The 20,800-nt window shown below is 55.0% G+C and carries 18 protein-coding genes; 7 read left to right on the top strand and 11 right to left on the bottom strand.

All coding sequences use genetic code 11. The annotated features are described in order from the left end of the window. Window positions 1–115 precede the first annotated feature (115 nt). Window positions 116–451, top strand: coding sequence for a GlpM family protein (locus C3451_RS01440; protein WP_022647934.1), 336 nt, complete (start codon window positions 116–118; stop codon window positions 449–451). Here C3451_RS01440 and folM read toward each other — a convergent pair. The 3 genes from folM to ydgH form a co-directional block, all read right to left on the bottom strand. Then, a complete protein-coding gene (folM, locus tag C3451_RS01435) occupies window positions 448–1,170 on the bottom strand; it encodes a dihydromonapterin reductase (protein WP_022647935.1) in 723 nt (240 codons plus the stop codon). The genes C3451_RS01440 and folM overlap by 4 nt on opposite strands. Before the next feature lie 39 nt (window positions 1,171–1,209). Then, window positions 1,210–2,592, bottom strand: coding sequence for an amino acid permease (locus C3451_RS01430; protein ID WP_045622836.1), 1,383 nt, complete (start codon window positions 2,590–2,592; stop codon window positions 1,210–1,212). 185 nt (window positions 2,593–2,777) lie between these two features. After that, window positions 2,778–3,722 carry a DUF1471 family protein YdgH gene (ydgH, locus tag C3451_RS01425; protein ID WP_022647937.1) on the bottom strand — a complete coding sequence of 315 codons (945 nt, stop codon included), beginning with the start codon at window positions 3,720–3,722 and terminating at the stop codon, window positions 2,778–2,780. 535 nt (window positions 3,723–4,257) lie between these two features. On the opposite strand from ydgH, the gene pntA reads away from it, so the two are divergent. The 3 genes from pntA (at window position 4,258) to C3451_RS01410 (ending at window position 8,406) form a co-directional block, all read left to right on the top strand. Continuing rightward, the gene (gene pntA, locus C3451_RS01420) at window positions 4,258–5,787 is read left to right on the top strand and encodes a Re/Si-specific NAD(P)(+) transhydrogenase subunit alpha (protein ID WP_023306087.1); all 1,530 of its coding nucleotides are present in this window, start codon (window positions 4,258–4,260) and stop codon (window positions 5,785–5,787) included. Window positions 5,788–5,797: 10 nt separating this feature from the next. Then, on the top strand, window positions 5,798–7,186 hold the full coding sequence (gene pntB, locus C3451_RS01415) for a Re/Si-specific NAD(P)(+) transhydrogenase subunit beta (protein ID WP_022647939.1): 1,389 nt from the start codon (window positions 5,798–5,800) through the stop codon (window positions 7,184–7,186). A 107-nt stretch (window positions 7,187–7,293) separates the two neighbouring features. Further along, a complete protein-coding gene (locus C3451_RS01410; RefSeq protein WP_022647940.1) occupies window positions 7,294–8,406 on the top strand; it encodes a mechanosensitive ion channel family protein in 1,113 nt (370 codons plus the stop codon). A gap of 38 nt (window positions 8,407–8,444) precedes the next feature. Here the strand turns inward: C3451_RS01410 and uspE are convergent, their stop codons facing one another. The 6 genes from uspE to C3451_RS01380 form a co-directional block, all read right to left on the bottom strand. Continuing rightward, complete coding sequence (gene uspE, locus C3451_RS01405) at window positions 8,445–9,395, bottom strand: universal stress protein UspE (protein WP_003857535.1); 951 nt, start codon at window positions 9,393–9,395, stop codon at window positions 8,445–8,447. 137 nt (window positions 9,396–9,532) lie between these two features. Further along, the gene (gene fnr / locus C3451_RS01400; protein ID WP_045622838.1) at window positions 9,533–10,285 is read right to left on the bottom strand and encodes a fumarate/nitrate reduction transcriptional regulator Fnr; all 753 of its coding nucleotides are present in this window, start codon (window positions 10,283–10,285) and stop codon (window positions 9,533–9,535) included. A 183-nt stretch (window positions 10,286–10,468) separates the two neighbouring features. Beyond that, complete coding sequence (ogt, locus tag C3451_RS01395; RefSeq protein ID WP_045622839.1) at window positions 10,469–10,984, bottom strand: methylated-DNA--[protein]-cysteine S-methyltransferase; 516 nt, start codon at window positions 10,982–10,984, stop codon at window positions 10,469–10,471. A 9-nt stretch (window positions 10,985–10,993) separates the two neighbouring features. Beyond that, window positions 10,994–12,520, bottom strand: a complete 1,527-nt coding sequence (gene abgT / locus C3451_RS01390) for a p-aminobenzoyl-glutamate transporter (RefSeq protein ID WP_045622841.1) — start codon at window positions 12,518–12,520, stop codon at window positions 10,994–10,996. A gap of 52 nt (window positions 12,521–12,572) precedes the next feature. Then, window positions 12,573–14,018, bottom strand: coding sequence for a M20 family metallopeptidase (locus tag C3451_RS01385; protein ID WP_022647943.1), 1,446 nt, complete (start codon window positions 14,016–14,018; stop codon window positions 12,573–12,575). Further along, complete coding sequence (locus tag C3451_RS01380; RefSeq protein ID WP_045622845.1) at window positions 14,018–15,328, bottom strand: M20 family metallo-hydrolase; 1,311 nt, start codon at window positions 15,326–15,328, stop codon at window positions 14,018–14,020. The genes C3451_RS01385 and C3451_RS01380 overlap by 1 nt, the downstream gene beginning before the upstream one ends. A gap of 175 nt (window positions 15,329–15,503) precedes the next feature. Between C3451_RS01380 and C3451_RS01375 the strand changes: the two genes are divergently transcribed. Together C3451_RS01375 and smrA are read left to right on the top strand one after the other, a co-directional pair. Continuing rightward, window positions 15,504–16,415: a LysR family transcriptional regulator gene (locus tag C3451_RS01375; RefSeq protein ID WP_045622847.1), complete on the top strand. Its 912-nt coding sequence runs from the start codon at window positions 15,504–15,506 to the stop codon at window positions 16,413–16,415. A gap of 350 nt (window positions 16,416–16,765) precedes the next feature. Further along, window positions 16,766–17,329 carry a DNA endonuclease SmrA gene (gene smrA, locus C3451_RS01370; protein ID WP_023299979.1) on the top strand — a complete coding sequence of 188 codons (564 nt, stop codon included), beginning with the start codon at window positions 16,766–16,768 and terminating at the stop codon, window positions 17,327–17,329. A gap of 9 nt (window positions 17,330–17,338) precedes the next feature. On the opposite strand, the gene C3451_RS01365 is transcribed toward smrA, so the two are convergent. Then, window positions 17,339–18,997 (bottom strand): methyl-accepting chemotaxis protein, encoded by a 1,659-nt coding sequence (locus C3451_RS01365; RefSeq protein WP_063139237.1) that lies wholly within the window; start codon window positions 18,995–18,997, stop codon window positions 17,339–17,341. 144 nt (window positions 18,998–19,141) lie between these two features. On the opposite strand from C3451_RS01365, the gene C3451_RS01360 reads away from it, so the two are divergent. Continuing rightward, window positions 19,142–20,008 carry an aldo/keto reductase family oxidoreductase gene (locus C3451_RS01360; RefSeq protein ID WP_023299981.1) on the top strand — a complete coding sequence of 289 codons (867 nt, stop codon included), beginning with the start codon at window positions 19,142–19,144 and terminating at the stop codon, window positions 20,006–20,008. 46 nt (window positions 20,009–20,054) lie between these two features. Here C3451_RS01360 and C3451_RS01355 read toward each other — a convergent pair whose 3' ends face one another. Further along, window positions 20,055–20,255: a hypothetical protein gene (locus tag C3451_RS01355; protein WP_022647949.1), complete on the bottom strand. Its 201-nt coding sequence runs from the start codon at window positions 20,253–20,255 to the stop codon at window positions 20,055–20,057. Between the last annotated feature and the right edge of the window lie 545 nt (window positions 20,256–20,800).

The raw sequence follows: 20,800 nt of genomic DNA, 5'->3' as shown, positions 1-20,800 counted from the left end.
ATCGCGAAAAACGTCAACATACACCGCACAACCTTAACCTTCCATTAATCTTTCATAATTAGCCGGAGTTCCGTTATCCTGCACGGGAATGTTATTTGATTGTTAAGGGAAAAGAATGGGGCTGTTGATCAAAGCCGCGCTGGGTGCGCTGGTCGTGCTGCTGATTGGGGTGCTGGCTAAAACGAAGAACTACTACATTGCCGGGCTTATCCCGCTGTTTCCCACCTTTGCGTTAATCGCGCACTATATTGTGGCCTCTGAGCGGGGTATAGAGGCGCTGCGTGCCACCATTGTATTCGGGATGTGGTCAATCATCCCGTATTTCATCTATCTGCTGTCGCTGTGGTACTTCACCGGTTTTCTGCGTCTGCCCCTGGCGCTGGGCGGGGCGGTGGTCTGCTGGAGCCTCAGCGCCTGGGTGCTCATCTTCTTCTGGAGCCGCTTTCACTAGCGCAGCGGGCGGCCACCGTCCACGGCAAACGTCCTTCCCGTGACGTAACAGCTGGTCAGCAGATAATCGATCAGGTCGATCACCTCTTTCTCGCCGGGCGCAATTTTCATCAACGATTTGTTAAGCGCCTGCTGACGATACTCGGCATCATCGCCCTCGTTAAATAAAATCATCGCCGGGGCAATCGCGTTGACTTTTACCTCGGGGGCCAGCTTGCGCGCGAACGAGCGAGTCATATTATCCAGCGCGGCTTTGCTGGCCGCGTAGGCAATGTGTTTATCGCTGCCTCGCTCCACCACGTAATCGGTGAAATGGATAATGTCGCCTGCGGCATGGCCGTGTCCGCGTAGCAGATCCTGTAGGGCATGGTTGAGCAGATAAGGCGCATTAACGTGGATCTGCATCATGCAGGCGAGCGTTTCGCTGAGCGAATGTCCTGCTTTTTCAGGAAGCCAGGTACTGGCGTTGTGAATAACCGCCCGCAGCCCGGGGGTGGTCGATTTCACTTTTTCCGCGAAAGCAAGAATACCTTCATCCGTGGAGAAATCCGCCTGAATGCAGACGGCTCCGGCATGTCGTAGCCCTTCAATGGAGGGATATTCCGTGCGGTAACTGACGATAACCGGATGGCGAAGATTGAGAAAGTGATGGGCGAGGGCGAGGCCGATGCGACGGCCTGCGCCAGTGATCAATATTGGGCGTTGCTGCGTGTGTCCCATCGTAATCTCCTTTTCAGTTCAACAATGGGACAGGCGGCGCTATCCCATTAACATCCACGTTGCCGGTACGGCAGCGACTAACAGCAAACCTATCAACGCCATTTCGCGGCGCTTAAGGGCATTATCAAGCTGATGCGTACGGCGAGCGTAGATAAATACCAGCAGGCCTGGCGCGTAGAGCACCACGGACAGCAGCAGATGCATCGGGCCGGAAGCATACAATAACCATAGACCGTAAATACAGGCACCTACGCCTACCGCATAGTGTGCCGGGCGGGTCGCAATTTTTAACAGATATGCGCCCACTAAGAAATAGGGTACCAGAATCATCTCGGAGGCGATGGTCAGCAGCGTGTTATAGTCCGAACCTGTGAGCCAGATCAGCACCAGACAGACCTGCACGCTGATGTTGGTGAGCCACAGAGAAGCCGATGGCGCACTGTTTTTATTCTGACGGGCAAACAGGCGCGGGAACGCTTTGTGCGTGGCGGCCAGGAACGGAACTTCCGCCGCCATAATGGTCCAGCTCAGGTACGCGCCGCAGACGGAGACAATCAAACCTGCCGCGATAACCACATCACCCCAGGGACCGAGCATTTTCACCATCAGCCCGGCCATGGACGGATTACGCATCTCCGCCAGTTCAGGGCGGGCCACCACACCGAGCGACAGCAGCGTCACCAGCAGATAAACGCCCAGCGCCGCCAGGACGGCCAGCAGTGTGGCGCGTCCCACGTCGCGTTTGTTACGCGCGCGGGCAGAGACCACGACGGCACCTTCAACACCGATGAACACCCACAGGGTAATCAGCATGGTATTTTTCACCTGCTCCCAGACGGGAACGCCCAACGCAATACCGCTGAAATCGAGCGTAAAGACATCGAGACGGAAGGCGAGGAAGGCCAGCACGACGAACAGGCCAAGCGGCACCAGCTTGGCCAGCGTCGCCACCAGGTTAATGCTGGCCGCGGTCTGAACACCGCGCAAAATCAACCAGTGAACAATCCACAGCAGCACCGAGGCGCCGACGATGGACTGCCAGGTATTGCCGTCACCAAACTGGCGCAGTTCGGGCGTATCGGTAAAGAAACTGAGCGCCGAGAAGACGATAACCAGATAGGAGACGTTGGCGATCACCGCGCACAGCCAGTAGCCCCAGGCGGAGCAGAAGCCAATCAGCTCGCCAAAACCTTCACGGGCGTAAGTGAATATTCCGCCGTCCAGATCCGGTCGGATACGCGTCAGCAGCAGCATGGCGAACGCCAGCAACAAAATCCCGACGCCGGTGATGCCCCAGCCAATCAATAATGCGGCCGGGCTGGCGACGGCCGCCATGTTCTGCGGCAAACTGAATACGCCCGCGCCCAGCATTGAGCTCAATACAAGTGCAGTTAACGCACTCAGGCCAAGTTTCTTTTCCATTGGCTTCCTGTTATGAAAAGTCCAAATCCAGAATAATTATTTCGCTAAGGCGCATAAAAATGGTGGATCACGCTAAGGCGCGGGATTTTACGGAGTGTGACGGATGCATGCAATGACATGGGGCAGAAATCAGAAAAAAAGTAACAAAAAAGGCGGCACTGCGCCGCCTTTATGAAACCGTTTTGTTACTTGTACAGATCGGCACTGATGGTCAGGTTGTTGCCACGTTCCTGCCACTGGCGGGTGATGTGGTAATACTTCGCGCCTTTCTTCGCAGCACGCTTCGCCACTTGATAGGAGATTTCTGTCATGTTGCCATAGTTGCCCGTAAACTTGATGCTGTCGAACGGCACCATCTGCGCGGCAGTGGCTTTGTTCAGCTCTTCAATTTTCGTGCCGTCTGGTAACGTAACGGTATAACGACCGCCTTTGGTGGATTGGGTTTCAAAGAAACGACCCACTTCTGCGCTTGGTGCCGCAGACGTTGCTACGCCCGGAATTTCAACTTTCTTCGCTTCTTCACCGCCTTTTGCTAACGCAGCACGACCGGCTTCTGAATCCGCTGGAATCGCATCCGGGCTTTGCACTACGCGTTTTTTCGCATCTTGCTTATAGATGAAGGCGGTAATGCGCTGGTTTCCGCCCTGGTTGGCATCAACCTGACGCACGATATAAAACGCGTAAGCGCCTTTTTCTCTCGCGGCTTTGGTGATGGCATCGTTAACTTCAGGCTGGCTGCGGTAGAAGCCCTGAACGGTCACGGTGTCATACGGTTCCAGCTGAACAGCCTGATCTTTCGGCAGTTCAACAATGCCGTTAATCACGCGGTTTTTCTGTTCATCTGCCTTTGGGGCATTCTCTTTGTACAGCGCAACAGTCACGCGCTGGTTACCGCTGTTGCCCTGATCGGACTGGTCAACAACGTAAAACGAGGCAGCGCCGTTTTTATCGGCGGCTTTTGATGCGGCGGCGACGGCATCGCCAATGGAATTATACCGACCCACAATGACCGTATGGTCAAAAGGTTTTAACGCTGCCGCTTGCTCCGGCGTCAACTCTGTCGCAGCATTCGCTGACAGGGCGGTCGCGGAAAGAAGTGCGGACGCCAGGAGTGTGTTCTTAAGCTTCATAAAAATAATCCTTCGCCTTGCGCAAACCATGTACTGGTGTTGTTGTTAATTTGAGACGGTCCCGATTATGGCATTTAACACCCGTCGCTGTCTGCGGCATTTTTCACAGCCTGTGCTCAGCAAAGGACCTGATTCGATAACATTTTGTGATATGTGGAAAAAACAGGCGTTTCACAAGAAAAACTGATTAAGCATATGACTTTTACAAGTTAATTTAATGTTAATGAGTTGTTCTTTTATGGCGCTATATCATGTTTTTACCGCTTCGCTTGCGCGATTTATCGGTCCTGAAGGCGAATTTAAGGTAAATATCTCTGTCAGTGACCCCGATCGCTTATTTTTCACAGATAAAATAAGAAATAGTGTTTTCTGGCGGTAGATCACGGGCGCTATTTTCAGTAGGTTATAGAAAGTTTGTTACTGTTTTATTTTCCGGGGTTAATCATTCTCCGTCGTTATCGCGATGGTGAAAATTGATACGAACCGCGGGCAATTATCGACAAACCATCATCACAAACCGATGGAAGGGAAAACTATGCGTATTGGGGTACCAAAAGAACGGTTAGCCAATGAAACCCGCGTAGCGGCAACACCAAAAACGGTGGAGCAACTGCTTAAACTGGGTTTTACCGTCGCGATTGAAAGCGGCGCGGGCAAACTGGCGAGTTTCGATGACGAGGCCTTTATTCAGGCTGGCGCGGACGTAGTGGACGGTGCTGAGGTCTGGCAATCACCCATTATTCTGAAGGTAAACGCACCGGAAGAGAGTGAAATTGAACTGCTGAACGCGGGCACCACGCTTGTGAGCTTTGTCTGGCCAGCCCAAAACCCGGAGCTGATGGAGAAGCTGGCGGCACGCGGTGTCACCGTGATGGCGATGGATTCCGTGCCGCGTATTTCGCGCGCGCAGTCTCTGGATGCGCTGAGTTCTATGGCAAACATTGCCGGCTATCGCGCCATTGTCGAAGCTGCGCATGAGTTTGGTCGCTTCTTTACGGGTCAAATTACGGCCGCAGGCAAAGTACCACCCGCGAAGGTGATGGTAATTGGTGCCGGTGTGGCAGGTCTTGCCGCTATTGGGGCCGCAAACAGCCTGGGCGCTATTGTTCGTGCGTTTGATACCCGGCCGGAAGTGAAGGAGCAGGTGCAGAGTATGGGCGCCGAATTCCTTGAGCTGGACTTCAAGGAAGAAGCGGGCAGCGGTGATGGTTACGCGAAGGTCATGTCTGAAGCCTTTATTAAGGCGGAAATGGCGCTCTTTGCGGCGCAGGCAAAAGAGGTGGACATCATTGTCACCACCGCGCTTATTCCAGGTAAACCGGCGCCGAAGCTGATCACCCGTGAGATGGTGGATTCCATGCAGCCGGGCAGCGTGATTGTCGATCTGGCGGCGCAAAACGGCGGTAACTGTGAGTATACCGTGCCAAATCAGGTCACGACGACCGCGAACGGCGTGAAGGTGATCGGTTATACCGACCTGCCAGGCCGTCTGCCAACCCAGTCCTCTCAGCTGTACGGCACGAACCTCGTTAATCTGCTGAAGCTGCTCTGCAAAGAGAAAGACGGCAACATCACCGTTGATTTTGATGATGTGGTGGTGCGCGGCGTGACCGTGGTGCGTGAAGGGGAAATCACCTGGCCTGCACCGCCGATACAGGTTTCCGCTCAGCCTCAGGCTGCGCCGAAAGCGGCGCCTGAGCCTGCAGAACCAGCGAAACCTGCGTCGCCGTGGCGCAAATACGCCATCATGGCGCTGGTCATTATCCTGTTTGGCTGGCTGGCGGACGTCGCGCCAAAAGAGTTCCTTGGCCACTTCACCGTCTTCGCGCTCTCCTGCGTGGTGGGTTACTACGTCGTGTGGAACGTTTCCCATGCGCTGCATACCCCGCTGATGTCGGTTACCAATGCCATCTCCGGGATTATCGTGGTTGGGGCATTGCTGCAAATTGGTCATGGCGGCTGGATCAGCTTCCTGAGCTTCATTGCAGTGCTGATCGCCAGTATCAATATTTTCGGTGGTTTCACCGTGACTCAGCGCATGCTGAAAATGTTTCGTAAAGGCTAAGGGGTAGCATATGTCTGGAGGATTAGTTACAGCCGCATACATTGTTGCTGCAATCCTGTTTATTTTCAGTCTGGCGGGGCTTTCCAAACACGAAACGTCTCAGCAGGGAAATAACTTTGGTATCGCCGGGATGGCGATTGCGCTGATTGCCACCATCTTTGGGCCGGACACCGGCAACGTGGCGTGGATCCTGGTGGCGATGATCATCGGTGGTGCGATTGGTATTCGTCTGGCGAAACGCGTTGAAATGACCGAGATGCCGGAGCTGGTTGCTATTCTGCACAGCTTCGTGGGTCTGGCCGCGGTGCTGGTGGGCTTCAACAGCTATCTGTACCACGAACCGGGTCTGGAACCGATTCTGGTGAACATCCACCTGACCGAAGTGTTCCTCGGCATCTTCATTGGTGCGGTGACCTTCACCGGCTCAATCGTGGCGTTCGGCAAACTGCGCGGGAAGATCTCTTCCAAACCGCTGATGCTGCCTAACCGCCATAAGCTGAATCTGGCGGCGCTGGTCGTTTCCTTTGTGCTGCTGGTGGTCTTCGTGCGTACCGAAAGCGTAGGCTTGCAGGTGCTGGCGTTACTGGTGATGACCATCATCGCGCTAGCCTTCGGCTGGCATCTGGTGGCGTCTATCGGCGGGGCAGATATGCCGGTAGTCGTCTCCATGCTGAACTCCTACTCCGGTTGGGCAGCGGCAGCAGCAGGCTTTATGCTGAGCAACGACCTGCTGATTGTCACCGGTGCGCTGGTCGGTTCTTCCGGTGCGATCCTGTCTTACATCATGTGTAAGGCGATGAACCGCTCGTTTATCAGCGTCATCGCGGGTGGCTTCGGTTCTGACGGTTCATCAACCGGTTCTGATGAGGAAGTGGGTGAACACCGTGAAATCAGTGCGGAAGACACCGCAGAGATGCTGAAAAACTCGCATTCCGTTATCATCACCCCGGGCTATGGCATGGCGGTGGCGCAGGCGCAGTATCCGGTGGCGGAAATCACCGAGAAACTGCGCGCGCGCGGTATCAAGGTTCGCTTTGGTATTCACCCGGTGGCGGGGCGTCTGCCAGGCCACATGAACGTGCTGCTGGCGGAAGCGAAGGTGCCTTACGACATCGTGCTGGAAATGGACGAGATCAACGATGATTTCGCCGACACCGACACCGTGCTGGTGATTGGCGCCAACGACACCGTTAACCCGGCGGCGCAGGACGATCCGCGCAGCCCGATTGCGGGTATGCCTGTTCTCGAAGTGTGGAAGGCGCAGAACGTCATTGTCTTCAAACGCTCTATGAACACCGGCTATGCTGGCGTGCAGAACCCGCTGTTCTTCAAAGATAACACCCACATGCTGTTTGGCGACGCCAAGGCCAGCGTGGATGCGATTCTGAAATCTCTTTAATTCCGCTTCATCCTGTCAAACCGCCCCTGGGGGCGGTTTTCTTATTTCTGCGGTCAGCCATTCTCCTCTGTCTATACTTTACCCTTTGTGTAATACGAGGAGGTGTAATGCAATTTCTGTCCCGCTTTGACATCATCGCGCTGATGATGACGCCATCATTCTGGATTGGCGTCGCCACGGTAGTCTTTGTAACTTTGCTGGTGTACTGGCTGCTGACGCGCCTGATCGCCTTTGTTAAGAAGGGGATCACCACCTGGGGCGACAAGCATCCCACCACCAACCGGATGCGTTTTATCCTGACGGATATGCTTAACCGCACCAGCCGCTTCCTGCTTTTTGTCGTGGCGCTGCTGTTCAGCCTGCGTTTCGTCGACTTACCGGATCATCTCTTTGGTACCGTGAGCCACGCCTGGTTCCTGGTCTTCGCTATCCAGGTGGCGCTGTGGATGGATCAGGGGGTGGTGTCGTGGCTTCGTCACGTCATGCTGGCGCCGGGAAGCCATAAAAACCCGGTGACGCTGGTGATCACGGGGCTTATCCTCCGTGCCATTGTCTGGTCAGTGATGCTGCTGTCTATCCTTGCTAACGCGGGCGTCAACATCACTGCTCTGGTTGCCAGCCTTGGGGTAGGGGGTATTGCTATCGCCCTCGCGGTGCAAACGATCCTGAGCGACGTGTTTGCATCGCTCTCCATCGGTTTTGATAAGCCGTTCGAAATCGGCGATTTTGTGGTGTTTAACGATGTCGCCGGGACGGTAGAGCACATCGGCCTGAAAACCACCCGTATCCGTAGCCTGAGCGGGGAGCAGATTGTCTGCGGGAACGCCATCCTGCTGCAACAGACGCTGCATAACTACAAGCGGATGCAAACGCGCCGGATCGTCTTTACCTTCGGGGTCGCCAGCGACACGGCGCCGGAAAAACTGCGTTCAGTGGGTGATATGGTCAAACAGATCATTACCGACGTCGGGGAAACGAAGTTTGACCGCGCCCATTTCCTGGGCTTCGATCGCGATCGCCTGACCTTCGAGGTGGTCCATATTGTTAATACGGCTGATTACAACAAGTACATGGATATTCAGCAGGAGATCAATATTCGTATTCTGGAGGGGCTGAACCAGCAAGAGATCAAGCTGGCGCTGCCGAGCATGGTTCTGCACGCGCCCTGGATGAATGCTGGCGACGAGGCACCGGCGCAACGGTTGAGCGAAGCGCAATAAAAAAAGCCCGCCGTTACCGGCGGGCTTTCATTTTGGGGTCAATCGTCTTCCTCATCGTCCAGTTCAACCGGCGTCTGATACTGATCCGGCTTGATAACCAGAAGGTCGCAGCGAAGATGGTCGATCACCTGCTCGGCGGTATTACCCAGGAACGCGGCAGAAATACCGGTCCGGCCAATGGTGCCCAGCACCACAATCCCGGCCTGCAAATGCTCCGCCAGATCCGGAATAACCTCTTCCGGTAACCCTTTTTCTACGTGGGTCATGTTCTCATCGATACTGAATTTCTGGCGCAGCGCTTTCATGGCCAGCAGATGCTGACCGCGAATCGCGTCGTTATACACGCTCGGGTCAAATTCAGGCAGTTCGATGGCGATATTGATTGGCGTAACCGGATAGGCACCCACCAGATGGACTTCAGTGTGGTTAACCTGGTCGGCAAGCTGAAGGGTCTCCTTCACCAGCTTCTCGTTCAGCGAATTGTGATAATCCTCTTCGCTGGCCAGATTGACCGCCACGACGGCTTTCCCGCCCTCAGGCCACGGCTGATCTTTCACCATCCATACCGGACAAGGGCATTTGCGCAGCAGGTGCCAGTCGGTCGGGGTGAAAATCACGGATTCCAGTTTGTCATGCTGGTGCGCCATTTTCAGCAGCAGGTCATGCCCACCGGCCACCACTTCCTGAATAATGGCTTCGAAAGGACGGTTGTGCCAGACCACCTTGATATCGATAGGTACGCCCGCTTCCAGATAATACTTCGCCTGCTCGCGGATCCACGCGGTACGCTGGCTGATCACTCCCTGACGCATAGCGGTGCGCTCGTCAGGCGACAGAAGGGTGGTCATCTCGTATGAGAAGTCATAAATCGGCAAAAAGGCTTTAATTTTGCCACCAATCCGTTGATGTAAATACACAGCACGTCGTAATGCTGGCTGATCGTCCTGATTCGGATCGATAGCCACCAGCATATTTTGATACTTTGCCATACAGGTCTCCTTACTACTGTCACCACAGTCTGTAAGTAAAAGAGTAACCTATATATCTTGAATGAAACAGGGGGGAAGTTTTTGCCAGATCAATAATCATGAAAATTTATCGACCTGGCATAAGATATCCGGGAGAGTTATGCCACGTGACGTGAGTGACCCGCCAGAATGGCCAGCGCTTCACCGTTTTCAATGGTGATGTACTTACCTTTAACCGCCAGCATTCCGCTCTTCTGGAAACGACCCAGCAGACGGCTGATGGTTTCCACGGTCAGGCCCAGATAGTTACCAATATCGCCACGCGTCATGGTCAGACGGAATTCGCGTGGGGAGAAGCCACGTTCCGCGAAACGGCGGGAGAGGTTATAGATAAAGGCGGCCAGACGCTCTTCGGCATTCTTTTTGGAAAGCAGCAGGATCATATCCTGATCGCCTTTGATCTCACCGCTCATCAGACGCATCATCTGCTGACGCAGGTTCGGCATCTTACCGGACAGATCGTCCAGCGTTTCAAACGGGATTTCACAAACCATAGAGGTTTCCAGCGCCTGAGCAAAGCTCGGGTGATGGCCACTGCCGATGGCGTCAAAGCCGACTAAATCGCCCGCCAGATGGAAGCCAGTGATCTGCTCGTCGCCCTGTTCGGTAATGGTGTAGCTTTTGATGGTGCCAGAACGGATAGCATAGAGCGATTTCAGTTCGTCTCCCGCTTTAAACAGCGTCTGCCCTTTCTGAATAGGCTTTTTGCGCTCGATGATATTGTCAAGCTGATCGAGTTCATGCTCATTCAGAGTAAACGGGATACAGAGCTGGCTGATGCTGCAATCCTGGCAATGGATAGCACAACCGCCAGACTGAATGCGTCGTATAATTCGCTTTTCCGGGATCATAGGTTTGCTCAAGCCTTAATTGATATTGGTCAATTTTAACATCTTTTTGGTAAGGACGTAAGTCTGGCAAACCCCCAATAAAGACAAGAGACGGCAGCGTGTTGCCATCTCCTTGAAATTCCACAGAATGATTAAGGATTATGAACCTAACAGGAAGAAAATTAAGCACAAAAAGCCTAGGAATTACAGCAGAAAATACCCTTCGTGACGCAGCAGCCACTCTTTGCGCTGTACGCCCCCGGCATAGCCGGTGAGGGTGCCGTTGCGCCCAATCACGCGATGGCAAGGCACCACAATGCTGACGGGGTTAGAGCCATTTGCCGCACCGACCGCGCGCGCCGCACCGGCACGGCCAAGCTGTTCTGCCAGCTGACCGTAGTGCATTACCTGTCCGCAGGGAATATTACGCAGCGCCTGCCACACCTCGCGCTGGAAAGGGGTACCCGCCGTGGCGGTTGGCAGGGTATTAATAATGCTGAGATCGCCCTCGAAGTAGGCCGTCAGTTTATCGCTCAGCCCGCCAGGATTATGGGCAGTAATACGCTCGTAACCCTCAGCGCGATAATGGATGTTGAGCAGCTCAACCATCCGGTCGCTGTGCTCTTCCCATTCAACCGCGCGCAGATTGAACGCTTCATCCGCGATAACCCACAGCGGCCCCAGCGGCGTCGCAATCTTATCTTCGAGTAATCTCAGCATCAGTACTCCTTAGTTCAGCCTCGGGTAAACACCCGGTCCAATCGGCAGGCCGACAAGATACCACGCCACCAGCATCACCAGCCATACCCCTAAGAAGATAAGCGGATAGGGCAGAACCAGCGAATAGTAGGTACCCAGCTTAGCCTCCGGTCTGTAGCGTTGCAGGAAGCCTAAAAACAGCGGAACGAAGGGTGACACGGGCGCCAGCGGGATCACTGAGGAATCGGCGACACGGAACAGGATCTGGGCGAATGCCGGATGAAAGCCGAGCATCATAAACATGGGGACAAAAATGGGGGCCAGAATCGACCAGATGGCCGACCCGCTGGCAATAAACATGCACAGCAGGGACGACAGCAGCGCCAGGCCGACAAACGCCGGAACCCCGCTCAACCCCGCCGCCTCCAGCGCGTCCGTCAGGCTCACGGCCATAAACTTGCCCATGTTGCTCCAGTTAAACATGGCCACAAACTGCGCCAGCGGGAACACCATCACGATAAAACCCGCCATCTCCTTCATCGGCTCGATCATCAGGTGCGGCAGATCTCCCTGACGGCGGATTTTACCGGTAGCGATGCCGTAGGCGAGCGAAACGACGAAGAAGAAGAGAATTATCAGCGGCACAATACCCTGAATAAACGGCGAGGGAAGTACGGTGTGTTTGATCGGATCGCGCAACACGCCATTCTCCGGCACCACCATCAGCGCCACAGCCGCAATGAACGCCAGCGAGACGATCCCGGCGACGCGCAGGCCGAACTGCTGCTCTTTGCTCAGCGTCTCCAGCTTTTCATCGCTCCGGCCTTCCCATTTACCCAAGCGCGGCTCAACGATCTTATCGGTAATCAACCCCCCGACAATCGTCAGGACAATCACCGAACTGGCCATAAAGTACCAGTTGTCGATCACGCTGACGTGCATGGCCGCATCGATGGTGCTTGCTGCCTCCGTGCTGATGCCGGAGAGCAGCACATCGGTGGTCACGATAAGCAGGTTAGCAGTAAACCCACAGCCGACGCCCGCGATCGCCGACAGCAGGCCCGCAACAGGATGACGGCCAACGGCGAGGAAAATCAGCGCCCCCATCGGCGGCATGATCACCAGCGCCGCGTCGGACGAGATATGGCTGAAGAAGGCAATAAACAGCACCATATAGCTGGCATAACGCGCGCTGACGTGCGAGGCCATTTTCACCATCAGCGCGGGCAGCAGACCCACGCGTTCGGCCAGACCCGCGCCTAACACCAGCGCCAGGATGGCGCCCAGCGGCGCAAAACCGCTGAAGTTTTTAATCACGTTCGGCAAAAACCAGTGCAACCCCTCCACGCTGAGCAGATTTTTTACGGCCACCATGCTGCCGTCGGCCGGGCTGCGCACGCTCACATCAAAGGCGGACAGCACGGCTGTCGCGACCATCAGGATGACAATTAAATAGATAAAAAGCAGGAAAGGGTGCGGCACTTTATTGCCGATCCTTTCAACCCAGCCATAGAGCTTACCGGATGGGGAATGCGAAGGTATGGATGACATACTCATGGGCGTTCCTCGGGACTGTTGTTGTGTTGTGTTGTGTTGTGTTGTGTTTTTTTTATTTTAAAGGTGACGGTGTCACGTCCTGCGGGATCGGACACTCGTACGGTTTTTCTGTTATGTGTTGTTCGAATTCTTCCCGACATTTTCGCAGCAGGTCGGCATCCTGAAGCAGATGCAGCGCGGTCGCGCCCATCACTTTTCCGGCCAGCAGCATGCCTTTATGGGCAATAGAGGTACGCCCCTGCGCCACCAATTGCCAGGTATGCAGCGGGGTGCCGACGGTAAAACAGGGGCTAAAGCACTGTGCGACAGGCATCTTCCAGCTGACATCCCCCACGTCGGTGGAGCCTGCCAGCACGTTATCGGTGATGGCGTAAGGGGCAACTTCATCAACCAGTAGCGTTTCGTGATGGCGTCGGGCAAAGGCTTTTCCCTCTTCGGCTCCCGTTGCGGCAATGTTTTTCAGGCTGTTTTGCAGGTCGTTTGCCGTGAGCGTGGCGCGGATTTCACGGGCAAATTCGCGTTCTTCTTCCGTCCAGTCCGGCGTGCCGTAATGCTGCAATGCGCGGTACATGGCCGCTTCGAGCGTACGGTTCGGCAGATAGCTGGAGCAGGCTTTATCAAAGCGACACTCGACAGTGGTTTCGGTCATCATCGCCGCGCCCTGGGCGATTTTCTCGATGCGCGCGTAGATCTGCTGCGCATCGGCCATCTCCGGGGCGCGGATCAGGTACAGCACTTCGGCCTGGGCCTGCACCACGTTAGGCGAAATTCCGCCGGTATCGGTGATGGCGTAATGAACGCGCGCTTTTTCAATGATGTGTTCGTTGAGGAAGTTTGTGCCGGTAGTCATCAACGTCACGGCATCCAGCGCGCTACGTCCCAGATGTGGGGAGTTTGCGGCGTGGGCGGCGATCCCCTTAAACCGCCAGGCGGCCTGAATATTGGCCAGCGTGCTGACGTTAAACATTCCGGCAAAGGCTTCCGGATGCCAGGTCACGGCAGCGTCCACGTCGTCAAATAATCCTTCACGCACCATAAAGGTTTTACCGGAGCCGCCTTCCTCGCCGGGGCAGCCGTAAAATCGTACCGTTCCGCTGCCGCCGTGCTGTTCCAGCCAGCTTTTCACCGCCACCGCACCGGCAAAGGCAGCAGTACCCAACAGGTTATGCCCGCAGCCATGGCCGTTAGCCCCCGGGGTGGCGGATTGCGCCGTCGCGCAGTGCGCCTGCTGGCTCAACCCGGCCAGGGCGTCGTATTCGCCCAGAAGGGCGATAACGGGCTTGCCGCTACCGTAGCTGGCAATAAAGGCGTTGGGAATGCCTCCGGCTTCCCGCATCAGGGTAAAGCCCTCGGCTTCCAGCGCGCTGGCAAGCCGTTCGGCGGACCAGAACTCTTCAAAGCGCGTTTCGGGATGATCCCAGATGTCGTCGGCAATATCGGTAAACGTCTGACATCGCGTGTCGATGGCATCAGCGATAAAAGCGTAGTTCTCCTGCATTACACACCTCGCGTCCACGGGAAATTAAGCGCAGTTCGCGCCAGTGTTTCGATGGCAACGTTCATCACCTGCTCATCAAAATCGAATTTTTCGTTGTGATGTCCGGCGCTCAGTTCGGTGCCGAAGACCATATACGAGGCCATGCCGCCGTTCTGCTGCACGCGGGCCATCATTAGCGTGGCATCTTCGGAGCCCGCAGGCGCTTTGACCTTATTAATGGCATGAGTCACGCCGGGCACCTGGCTTGCCTGTTCGCGCAGATAATCGACCCAGGCCGGGGAGGGGGCACTGGAGGTCGCCGCCCCCATCAGGTTTATCCCGGCTGTTACGCCGTAGAGTGCGGCCGCGCCGGTAATCACCGCCTGCGCGCGATCGAAGACATACTGATTAATGGCCTCGCTTTCACCGCGGGTTTCAACCTTAAGCAACGCATCAGCCGGAACCACGTTGCGTCCGCTGCCCGCCTGCATGACTCCGACGTTAACCCGGGACGCGCCTTCGCTGTGTGGCGCGATGCCATGCAGCGCGATAGCGGCCTGGGCCGCCGCGAGCAGGGCGTTACGGCCCTCTTCCGGTTTACCGCCAGCGTGTGCGGCAACGCCGGTAAAGCGCACGTCAAATTTGGTGGTCGCCATGAAGTTATCGCTGCCGCAGATCACCGTCCCTTCCGGAACGCCGGTTCCAATATGAATGGCGGTAAAGTAGTCCACGTCGTCCAGCGCCCCTGCAGCGACCATAGCGCGGGCGCCGCGCGTACCCTCTTCGGCAGGCTGGAAGATCAGTTTGATGGTGCCGTTGAGCTGGGCTTCATGCTGCTTAAGCACCTGCGCCAGCCCCAGACCAATGGTGGTGTGGCCGTCGTGCGCGCAGGCGTGCATCATGCCCGGGTTGCAGGAGGCAAAACCGTCGCGGTACGGCCGGTGGCTGTCGTCATGCGCTTCGCTCAGATCAAGCGCATCCATGTCCACGCGAAAGGCCAGCGTCGGGCCGGGGCGACCAGTATTCAGGTTCGCGACAATGCCGGTGAACCCGCCTTCGAACGGCGCGAGCCATTTTTCCGGTGCGCCTTGCGCGCGGGCGCGGGCAAATTCCCGCGCCAGGGTTGCGTCGTCGGGCAACCCCATCCGGCTTTCGGCATCCACGACATCGCGACCCATCGCCAGCTCGTAACCCAGCGAGTCCAGGGTCTCCGAGACTTTCGCGGCTGTGCGAAACTCCACCCAGCCGGATTCCGCGAAATGGTGAAAATCGCGACGCCATGCGCTCAGTTGGGGGGCTAATGTATGGATGTACTGCGCCAGTGCGTTCATATCTTTTCCTGTCATCATTAAAATATGTGAACTGCTTCACGCTGTGATAGTTTTTACTTATCACTAAGCGATTTTTCACAGTTTTAACCGTTCAAGAATTACCCTCGCACATCCAATTCCATTAAAGTAGATGACAGTTTCTTTACTCTGATAAACAACGGTTATCGGTCGGGCTATGTCATTTCAGATTAAATTTCATCAAATTAGGACTTTTGTCGAAGTGGCGCGTCAGGGCAGTATTCGCGGAGCCAGCCGGGTGCTGAATCTTTCGCAGCCCGCGCTGACTAAATCCATTAAAGAGCTGGAAGAGGGCATGGCGGCACAGCTGTTTGTGCGCCGGAGTAAAGGTGTCGCCCTGACCGAGTGCGGGGAAGGGTTTTATCACCGCGCTAATTTGATTCTGGAAGAGCTTCGCGCAGCGCAGGATGATATCCGTCAGCGTCAGGGGGAGCTGACCGGGCAGATCAATATTGGGATGGGTGCCAGCGTGGCGCGCAGCCTGATGCCTGCCGTTATCTCCCGTTTTCATGCGCAGCATCCTCAGATCAAGGTGCGGATTATGGAAGGTCAGCTGGTATCAATGATCAATGAATTACGCCAGGGTGAGCTGGACTTTACCATCAACACCTATTATCAGGGGCCTTACGATCACGAATTTACGTTTGAAAAACTCTTTGAGAAACCTTTTGCGGTATTTTGTCGGGAAGGACATCCGGCGTTGGGGGCTACCTCTATTAATGAACTTCTTCATTATAACTGGACAATGCCAACGCCGCGGGGAAGTTATTATAAGCAGCTTGAGGATATATTTCATCATCGCTCGCAGATACCGCGTATTGGCGTCGTTTGCGAAACCTTTTCGTCCTGTATTAGCCTTGTCGCACAAAGTGACTTCCTGAGCGTGCTGCCGCAGGAGCTGGGCTGCGACCCGCTGCTGGCGCACCGGCTGGTCATGCTGCCGGTTGTGGAAACACTTCCCAGAGCGGCCTATTATTTAATTCAGCGCCGTGATGCACGCCAGACGCCCCTGGCTGAATCATTAATTACACAATTCAGAAGGGAAGCGAGAAAAATAGTTTTATCGTGAAATTGCCAAAGAAAAAATAGAGCCTGTCCGACATCAGACAGACCCTACAGTACACACAGCAGTGCGTCCTTTCGTAAATCTTGGGTATTATATCCATGAGGCAGGTATATTTAGGTATAACATTTTTCCTGAAAAAAGAAAGGCGGCACGTCATTGGTTTTACAAAATTTCAACGCAAATCACTTATTTTAACTCTGCTGTAGTTTTAGTTAAGTAATATTTAAATAACTTTAATGGTAGCTATATATATTCATCAGATTAATATTTATCTTGCCCCTTGCGGTAAGGGTTATTGAGGCCCCTGCCCGGTGCAGGTATAGTACAAGCCCCGATGTGCCCGGAGGATTTCCATGAACCCTGACGACAAATCACTTTTTCTTGACGCCATGGAGGATGTCCAGCCCCTGAAACGCTGCACCGATATCCACTGGCAGCAAAGCCGTAATACCCGGGTTCGCCAGGAGATCGATACCGAGCAGCTCGACAACTTTCTCACACTGGGTTTCCTGGAACTCTTGCCGCTTGAAGAGCCGCTGATGTTCCAGCGCGAGGGCGTTCAGCAGGGCGTTATTGACAAGCTGCGCTCGGGTAAATACGCCCGACAGGCCAGCTTAAATCTGTTGCGTCAGCCCGCCGAACGCTGCCGCCAGATGCTGTACGCCTTCATTCGCCAGGCCAGCCGCGACGGTTTACGTAACCTGATTATCATTCACGGGAAGGGCCGCGAGCAGAATTCGCACCCGAACGTGGTGCGCAGTTATCTTGCCCGCTGGTTAACTGAGTTCGAGGACGTGCAGGCTTTCTGCGTGGCGCTGCCGCATCACGGCGGCAGCGGGGCATGTTATGTTTCACTCCGAAAATCCGATGAGGCGAAACAGGAAAACTGGGAACGTCACGCCAAGCGCAGCCGTTAACAGTAAGGCCTAGAACGTCTCCCAGTTTGTGTCACCTGAGGCACTGACCGTGGCGGGACGCAACAATTGCGGTGCTTTTGTATTTTTTGACCGCGGAGCGGTGTTTTCCTGCATGTTCAGCCGGAAAGCCGCCACGGCCTGGCGCAGCTGTTCAGACTGATCTTCCAGCGCCGCCGCCGCCGTTGCCGACTCCTGTACCAGCGCGGCGTTTTGCTGCGTTACGCTGTCCATCTGCGATACCGCCAGGCTGACCTGTTCAATACCGCGGCTTTGCTCGTCAGACGCCGACGAGATTTCAGCCATAATATCGGTTACGCGTGTCACGGCCGCGACGATCTCTTTCATGGTCGCACCCGCCTCGCTCACCTGTTCCGAGCCGGTATTCACCCGGCTGACGGAGTTTTCAATAAGCCCTTTGATCTCTTTTGCCGCCTGCGCGCTGCGGCTGGCCAGCGTCCGTACTTCGCCTGCCACCACCGCAAAGCCGCGGCCTTGTTCGCCGGCACGGGCGGCTTCAACCGCCGCGTTGAGCGCCAGAATGTTGGTCTGGAAGGCAATGCTATCGATAACGCCGGTGATATGAGCAATTTGCTGAGAACTGTCGGCAATGTCATTCATGGTACGCACTACATTATTCACCACCTGGCCGCCGCGTGCGGCGGTTTCAGACGCATTCTTTGCCAGCAGCGTCGCCTGACGAGCGTTATCCGAGTTCTGTTTCACCGTGGCCGTCAGCTCTTCCATGCTGGCGGCGGTCTCTTCCAGCGAGGCTGCCTGCTGCTCGGTTCGGGCGGAAAGGTCGTTACTCCCGGCGGCAATTTCTCCTGCGCCCGTGTAGATAGAATCTGTGCTGCCGCGCACGGCGCTGACGGTGCTGACCAGCGACTGTTGCATCTCATGCAGACCGGCGGCCAGCTGGCCCATTTCGTTGCGCCCGGTAATCGCGACGTTTTGCGTCAGATCGCCGCTCGCGATGGTGCGAATATGGTTCATGATGGCGTTGAGCGGTCTCAGGAGCAGGTGCTGTAAACCCTGCCAGATCACCACCAGCACGGCGATAACGGTCAGGAAGATCGCCGCCAGCGTCCACTGCATCTGGGTAAAGCTGTTCTGGTTCTCTTCGGCGGCGGCTTTCAGCAGGACGTTGTTTTCCGCGCGCCAGCGGGTATAGACCGCCTCCATCTCATCCTGTGCCTGCTGGGCGTCCAGGTCGCCATAGGCCTGATAGTTATCGGCGCGCAAGTACGCAATGGACAAGCGCATTACCTCGTGCATGTTCTTCCAGGCTTTCTGCATCTCTTCGGTGAGCGCGGCATTTTGCCCCTTCACCTGCGGAATCACCTGCCAGTTTTTGTAATAGTCTTCGGCTTTGGCCAGCGAACCGTTCGCGGTGCCCAGCAGCGTATTGATTGCCGCGAGAGAGGCCGGGTCGCGCTGGTTTTTCAGGTAGCGGATCGCCACGCGGGTGACGGTAACGCGCGTTTTCACCAGGGTGTTCACACTGTCGCTCAGGCTCTCCTGCTGGGCATTAAGCAACCCGGAGTTCTGAAAGTTGTGACGATCGTTGTTAACGGCAGAGTAGAACAACCCTCCCGTGACAACTTGCAGCAGACAGAATATGGTGAGGGCAAAGATAATACCGGTAATCACGTGCAGATTTTTCAGCATGGCGGTCATCCGTAATAGAAGAGGCAGGGTTACATCAATACTATCGTCGTAGCGAATTTAAACTTTAATTTTACTATTGCTTAACTAATGGTTTCGTTGCGGAACCTGTTGTAAACCCGGATCATTTTAATGAGGAAGGTCAGCATGAGCAGCATAGATAAATGCGGAACATTCACGCTCGGAACGCGTACGGTTAAACGGTTTGGCTATGGCGCGATGCAGCTTGCCGGACCTGGCGTTTTTGGTCCGCCAAAAGACAAAAATGCGGCGCTGGCGGTGTTGCGTGAAGCGGTAGAGTCGGGGGTAAATCACATTGATACCAGCGATTTTTACGGCCCCCATGTGACCAACCAGCTTATCTGCGAGGCGCTTCATCCGTACCGGGATGACCTTACGATTGTGACCAAGATCGGAGCCCGACGCGGCGAGGACGCCTCCTGGCTGCCGGCGTTTTCCGCCCAGGAGCTGACGCAGGCGGTGCATGACAACCTGCGCAACCTGAAGCGAGATGTGCTGGACGTGGTTAACCTGCGGATCATGTTTAGCGCCCACGGACCAGCGGAAGGCTCGATTGCCGCGCCGCTAAGCACCCTCGCGGAGCTGCAACAGCAGGGGCTGGTTCGCCATATTGGGCTGAGCAACGTCACCGCTTCGCAGGTGGCTGAAGCGCAGAAGATGGTTTCCGTGGTATGCGTACAGAACATGTACAACGTGGTGAATCGCGGTGACGATGCGCTGGTAGATTCGCTGGCACAGCAGGGGATTGCCTGGGTGCCGTTCTTCCCACTGGGTGGTTTCACGCCACTGCAATCTTCCGGGCTACAGGCGGTGGCAGATTCACTGGATGCGACGCCTATGCAGGTGGCGCTGGCATGGCTGCTACAACGCTCGCCAAATATCCTCTTGATCCCGGGTACTTCTTCGGTGGCGCATCTGCGTGAAAACCTGGCGGCAGCCGATCTGGTATTGCCGCCTGAGGCGCTGGAGACGTTAAATACGCTGGTGGAGTAATCCAGACAGCAGCAAAAGCCCGGGGGATTTTTCGGGCTTTTGGTGTTTATGACGCAATCTGATTCCTTTGGCGGTGAAGTGCTAACGCTTCCGCCACGATTTCCTGCTTACTTTTCCGTGTTTCATACGCAGTAATGCGGATGTACTCCATCAGCGCTGGATCGATGCGCGCACTTAACATCCTGAGATCGGCCTCCTTTGCTACACCGCGAGCAACACGCTTGTCGGGATAATCACGGGCTGGCATAGAAAACGTCCTCCAAAAATTGTCTTGTTAATTTGTGCTGTAAAATATGCGCTAGTCTTGGTGTAAAGTCAACGTGTAGTGAAAGCACAGTGAATTACTGTTTGGCTTTTCTGAGATTCAAGACTTCATTAAGTGATTTGATAGTGTTTGTATTGTCACGCTGTGAGTCCGCTTTGATGCGGAAAGTCACATTTTCAGTGCTGATAATGACGGAATGTTCAACGCACCAGACGCTCTAAAATTATTGATAATTTCTTCCTGAAACTGAACTCAGGTTTATCCCTGTGCTTATTCATGGTTATTGCTTAATTAAATCTTCTGTTTGAAGGCTCAGCTGTAAAAATCTGACGCTATAAGACCGGCCTTGGGGGAATCCTGATATTAATCCTTTAAGCAACTTCCGGCTGGTCATATATTCCAGCATCGGTGACGTAGTTAGCGATATTCGCTATTTTAACCCTGTTAAACCCATGCAATTGCGCTGGTTTTCATTTCTTCCGACATAATAGATTTTGTCTACGGTCTCTTTTTAATTTATGCTTCGC

It is taken from the genome of Enterobacter sp. 301B (assembly GCF_003850715.1).
GTDB lineage: Bacteria > Pseudomonadota > Gammaproteobacteria > Enterobacterales > Enterobacteriaceae > Enterobacter > Enterobacter intestinihominis.
The sequence above is the reverse complement of the archived record's forward strand: the minus strand, read 5'-3'. Positions and strand labels throughout refer to the sequence as shown.

What these genes read in the sequence shown, in the direction of transcription:
- C3451_RS01385 (WP_022647943.1), bottom strand. Translation starts at nt 14,018, where the DNA reads ATGCAGGAGAACTACGCTTTTATCGCTGATGCCATCGACACGCGATGT.
- fnr (WP_045622838.1), bottom strand. Translation starts at nt 10,285, where the DNA reads ATGATCCCGGAAAAGCGAATTATACGACGCATTCAGTCTGGCGGTTGT.
- C3451_RS01375 (WP_045622847.1), top strand. Translation starts at nt 15,504, where the DNA reads ATGTCATTTCAGATTAAATTTCATCAAATTAGGACTTTTGTCGAAGTG.
- C3451_RS01380 (WP_045622845.1), bottom strand. Translation starts at nt 15,328, where the DNA reads ATGAACGCACTGGCGCAGTACATCCATACATTAGCCCCCCAACTGAGC.
- ogt (WP_045622839.1), bottom strand. Translation starts at nt 10,984, where the DNA reads ATGCTGAGATTACTCGAAGATAAGATTGCGACGCCGCTGGGGCCGCTG.
- smrA (WP_023299979.1), top strand. Translation starts at nt 16,766, where the DNA reads ATGAACCCTGACGACAAATCACTTTTTCTTGACGCCATGGAGGATGTC.
- abgT (WP_045622841.1), bottom strand. Translation starts at nt 12,520, where the DNA reads ATGAGTATGTCATCCATACCTTCGCATTCCCCATCCGGTAAGCTCTAT.
- C3451_RS01360 (WP_023299981.1), top strand. Translation starts at nt 19,142, where the DNA reads ATGAGCAGCATAGATAAATGCGGAACATTCACGCTCGGAACGCGTACG.
- C3451_RS01355 (WP_022647949.1), bottom strand. Translation starts at nt 20,255, where the DNA reads ATGCCAGCCCGTGATTATCCCGACAAGCGTGTTGCTCGCGGTGTAGCA.
- pntB (WP_022647939.1), top strand. Translation starts at nt 5,798, where the DNA reads ATGTCTGGAGGATTAGTTACAGCCGCATACATTGTTGCTGCAATCCTG.
- C3451_RS01430 (WP_045622836.1), bottom strand. Translation starts at nt 2,592, where the DNA reads ATGGAAAAGAAACTTGGCCTGAGTGCGTTAACTGCACTTGTATTGAGC.
- folM (WP_022647935.1), bottom strand. Translation starts at nt 1,170, where the DNA reads ATGGGACACACGCAGCAACGCCCAATATTGATCACTGGCGCAGGCCGT.
- C3451_RS01410 (WP_022647940.1), top strand. Translation starts at nt 7,294, where the DNA reads ATGCAATTTCTGTCCCGCTTTGACATCATCGCGCTGATGATGACGCCA.
- pntA (WP_023306087.1), top strand. Translation starts at nt 4,258, where the DNA reads ATGCGTATTGGGGTACCAAAAGAACGGTTAGCCAATGAAACCCGCGTA.
- uspE (WP_003857535.1), bottom strand. Translation starts at nt 9,395, where the DNA reads ATGGCAAAGTATCAAAATATGCTGGTGGCTATCGATCCGAATCAGGAC.
- C3451_RS01440 (WP_022647934.1), top strand. Translation starts at nt 116, where the DNA reads ATGGGGCTGTTGATCAAAGCCGCGCTGGGTGCGCTGGTCGTGCTGCTG.
- ydgH (WP_022647937.1), bottom strand. Translation starts at nt 3,722, where the DNA reads ATGAAGCTTAAGAACACACTCCTGGCGTCCGCACTTCTTTCCGCGACC.
- C3451_RS01365 (WP_063139237.1), bottom strand. Translation starts at nt 18,997, where the DNA reads ATGCTGAAAAATCTGCACGTGATTACCGGTATTATCTTTGCCCTCACC.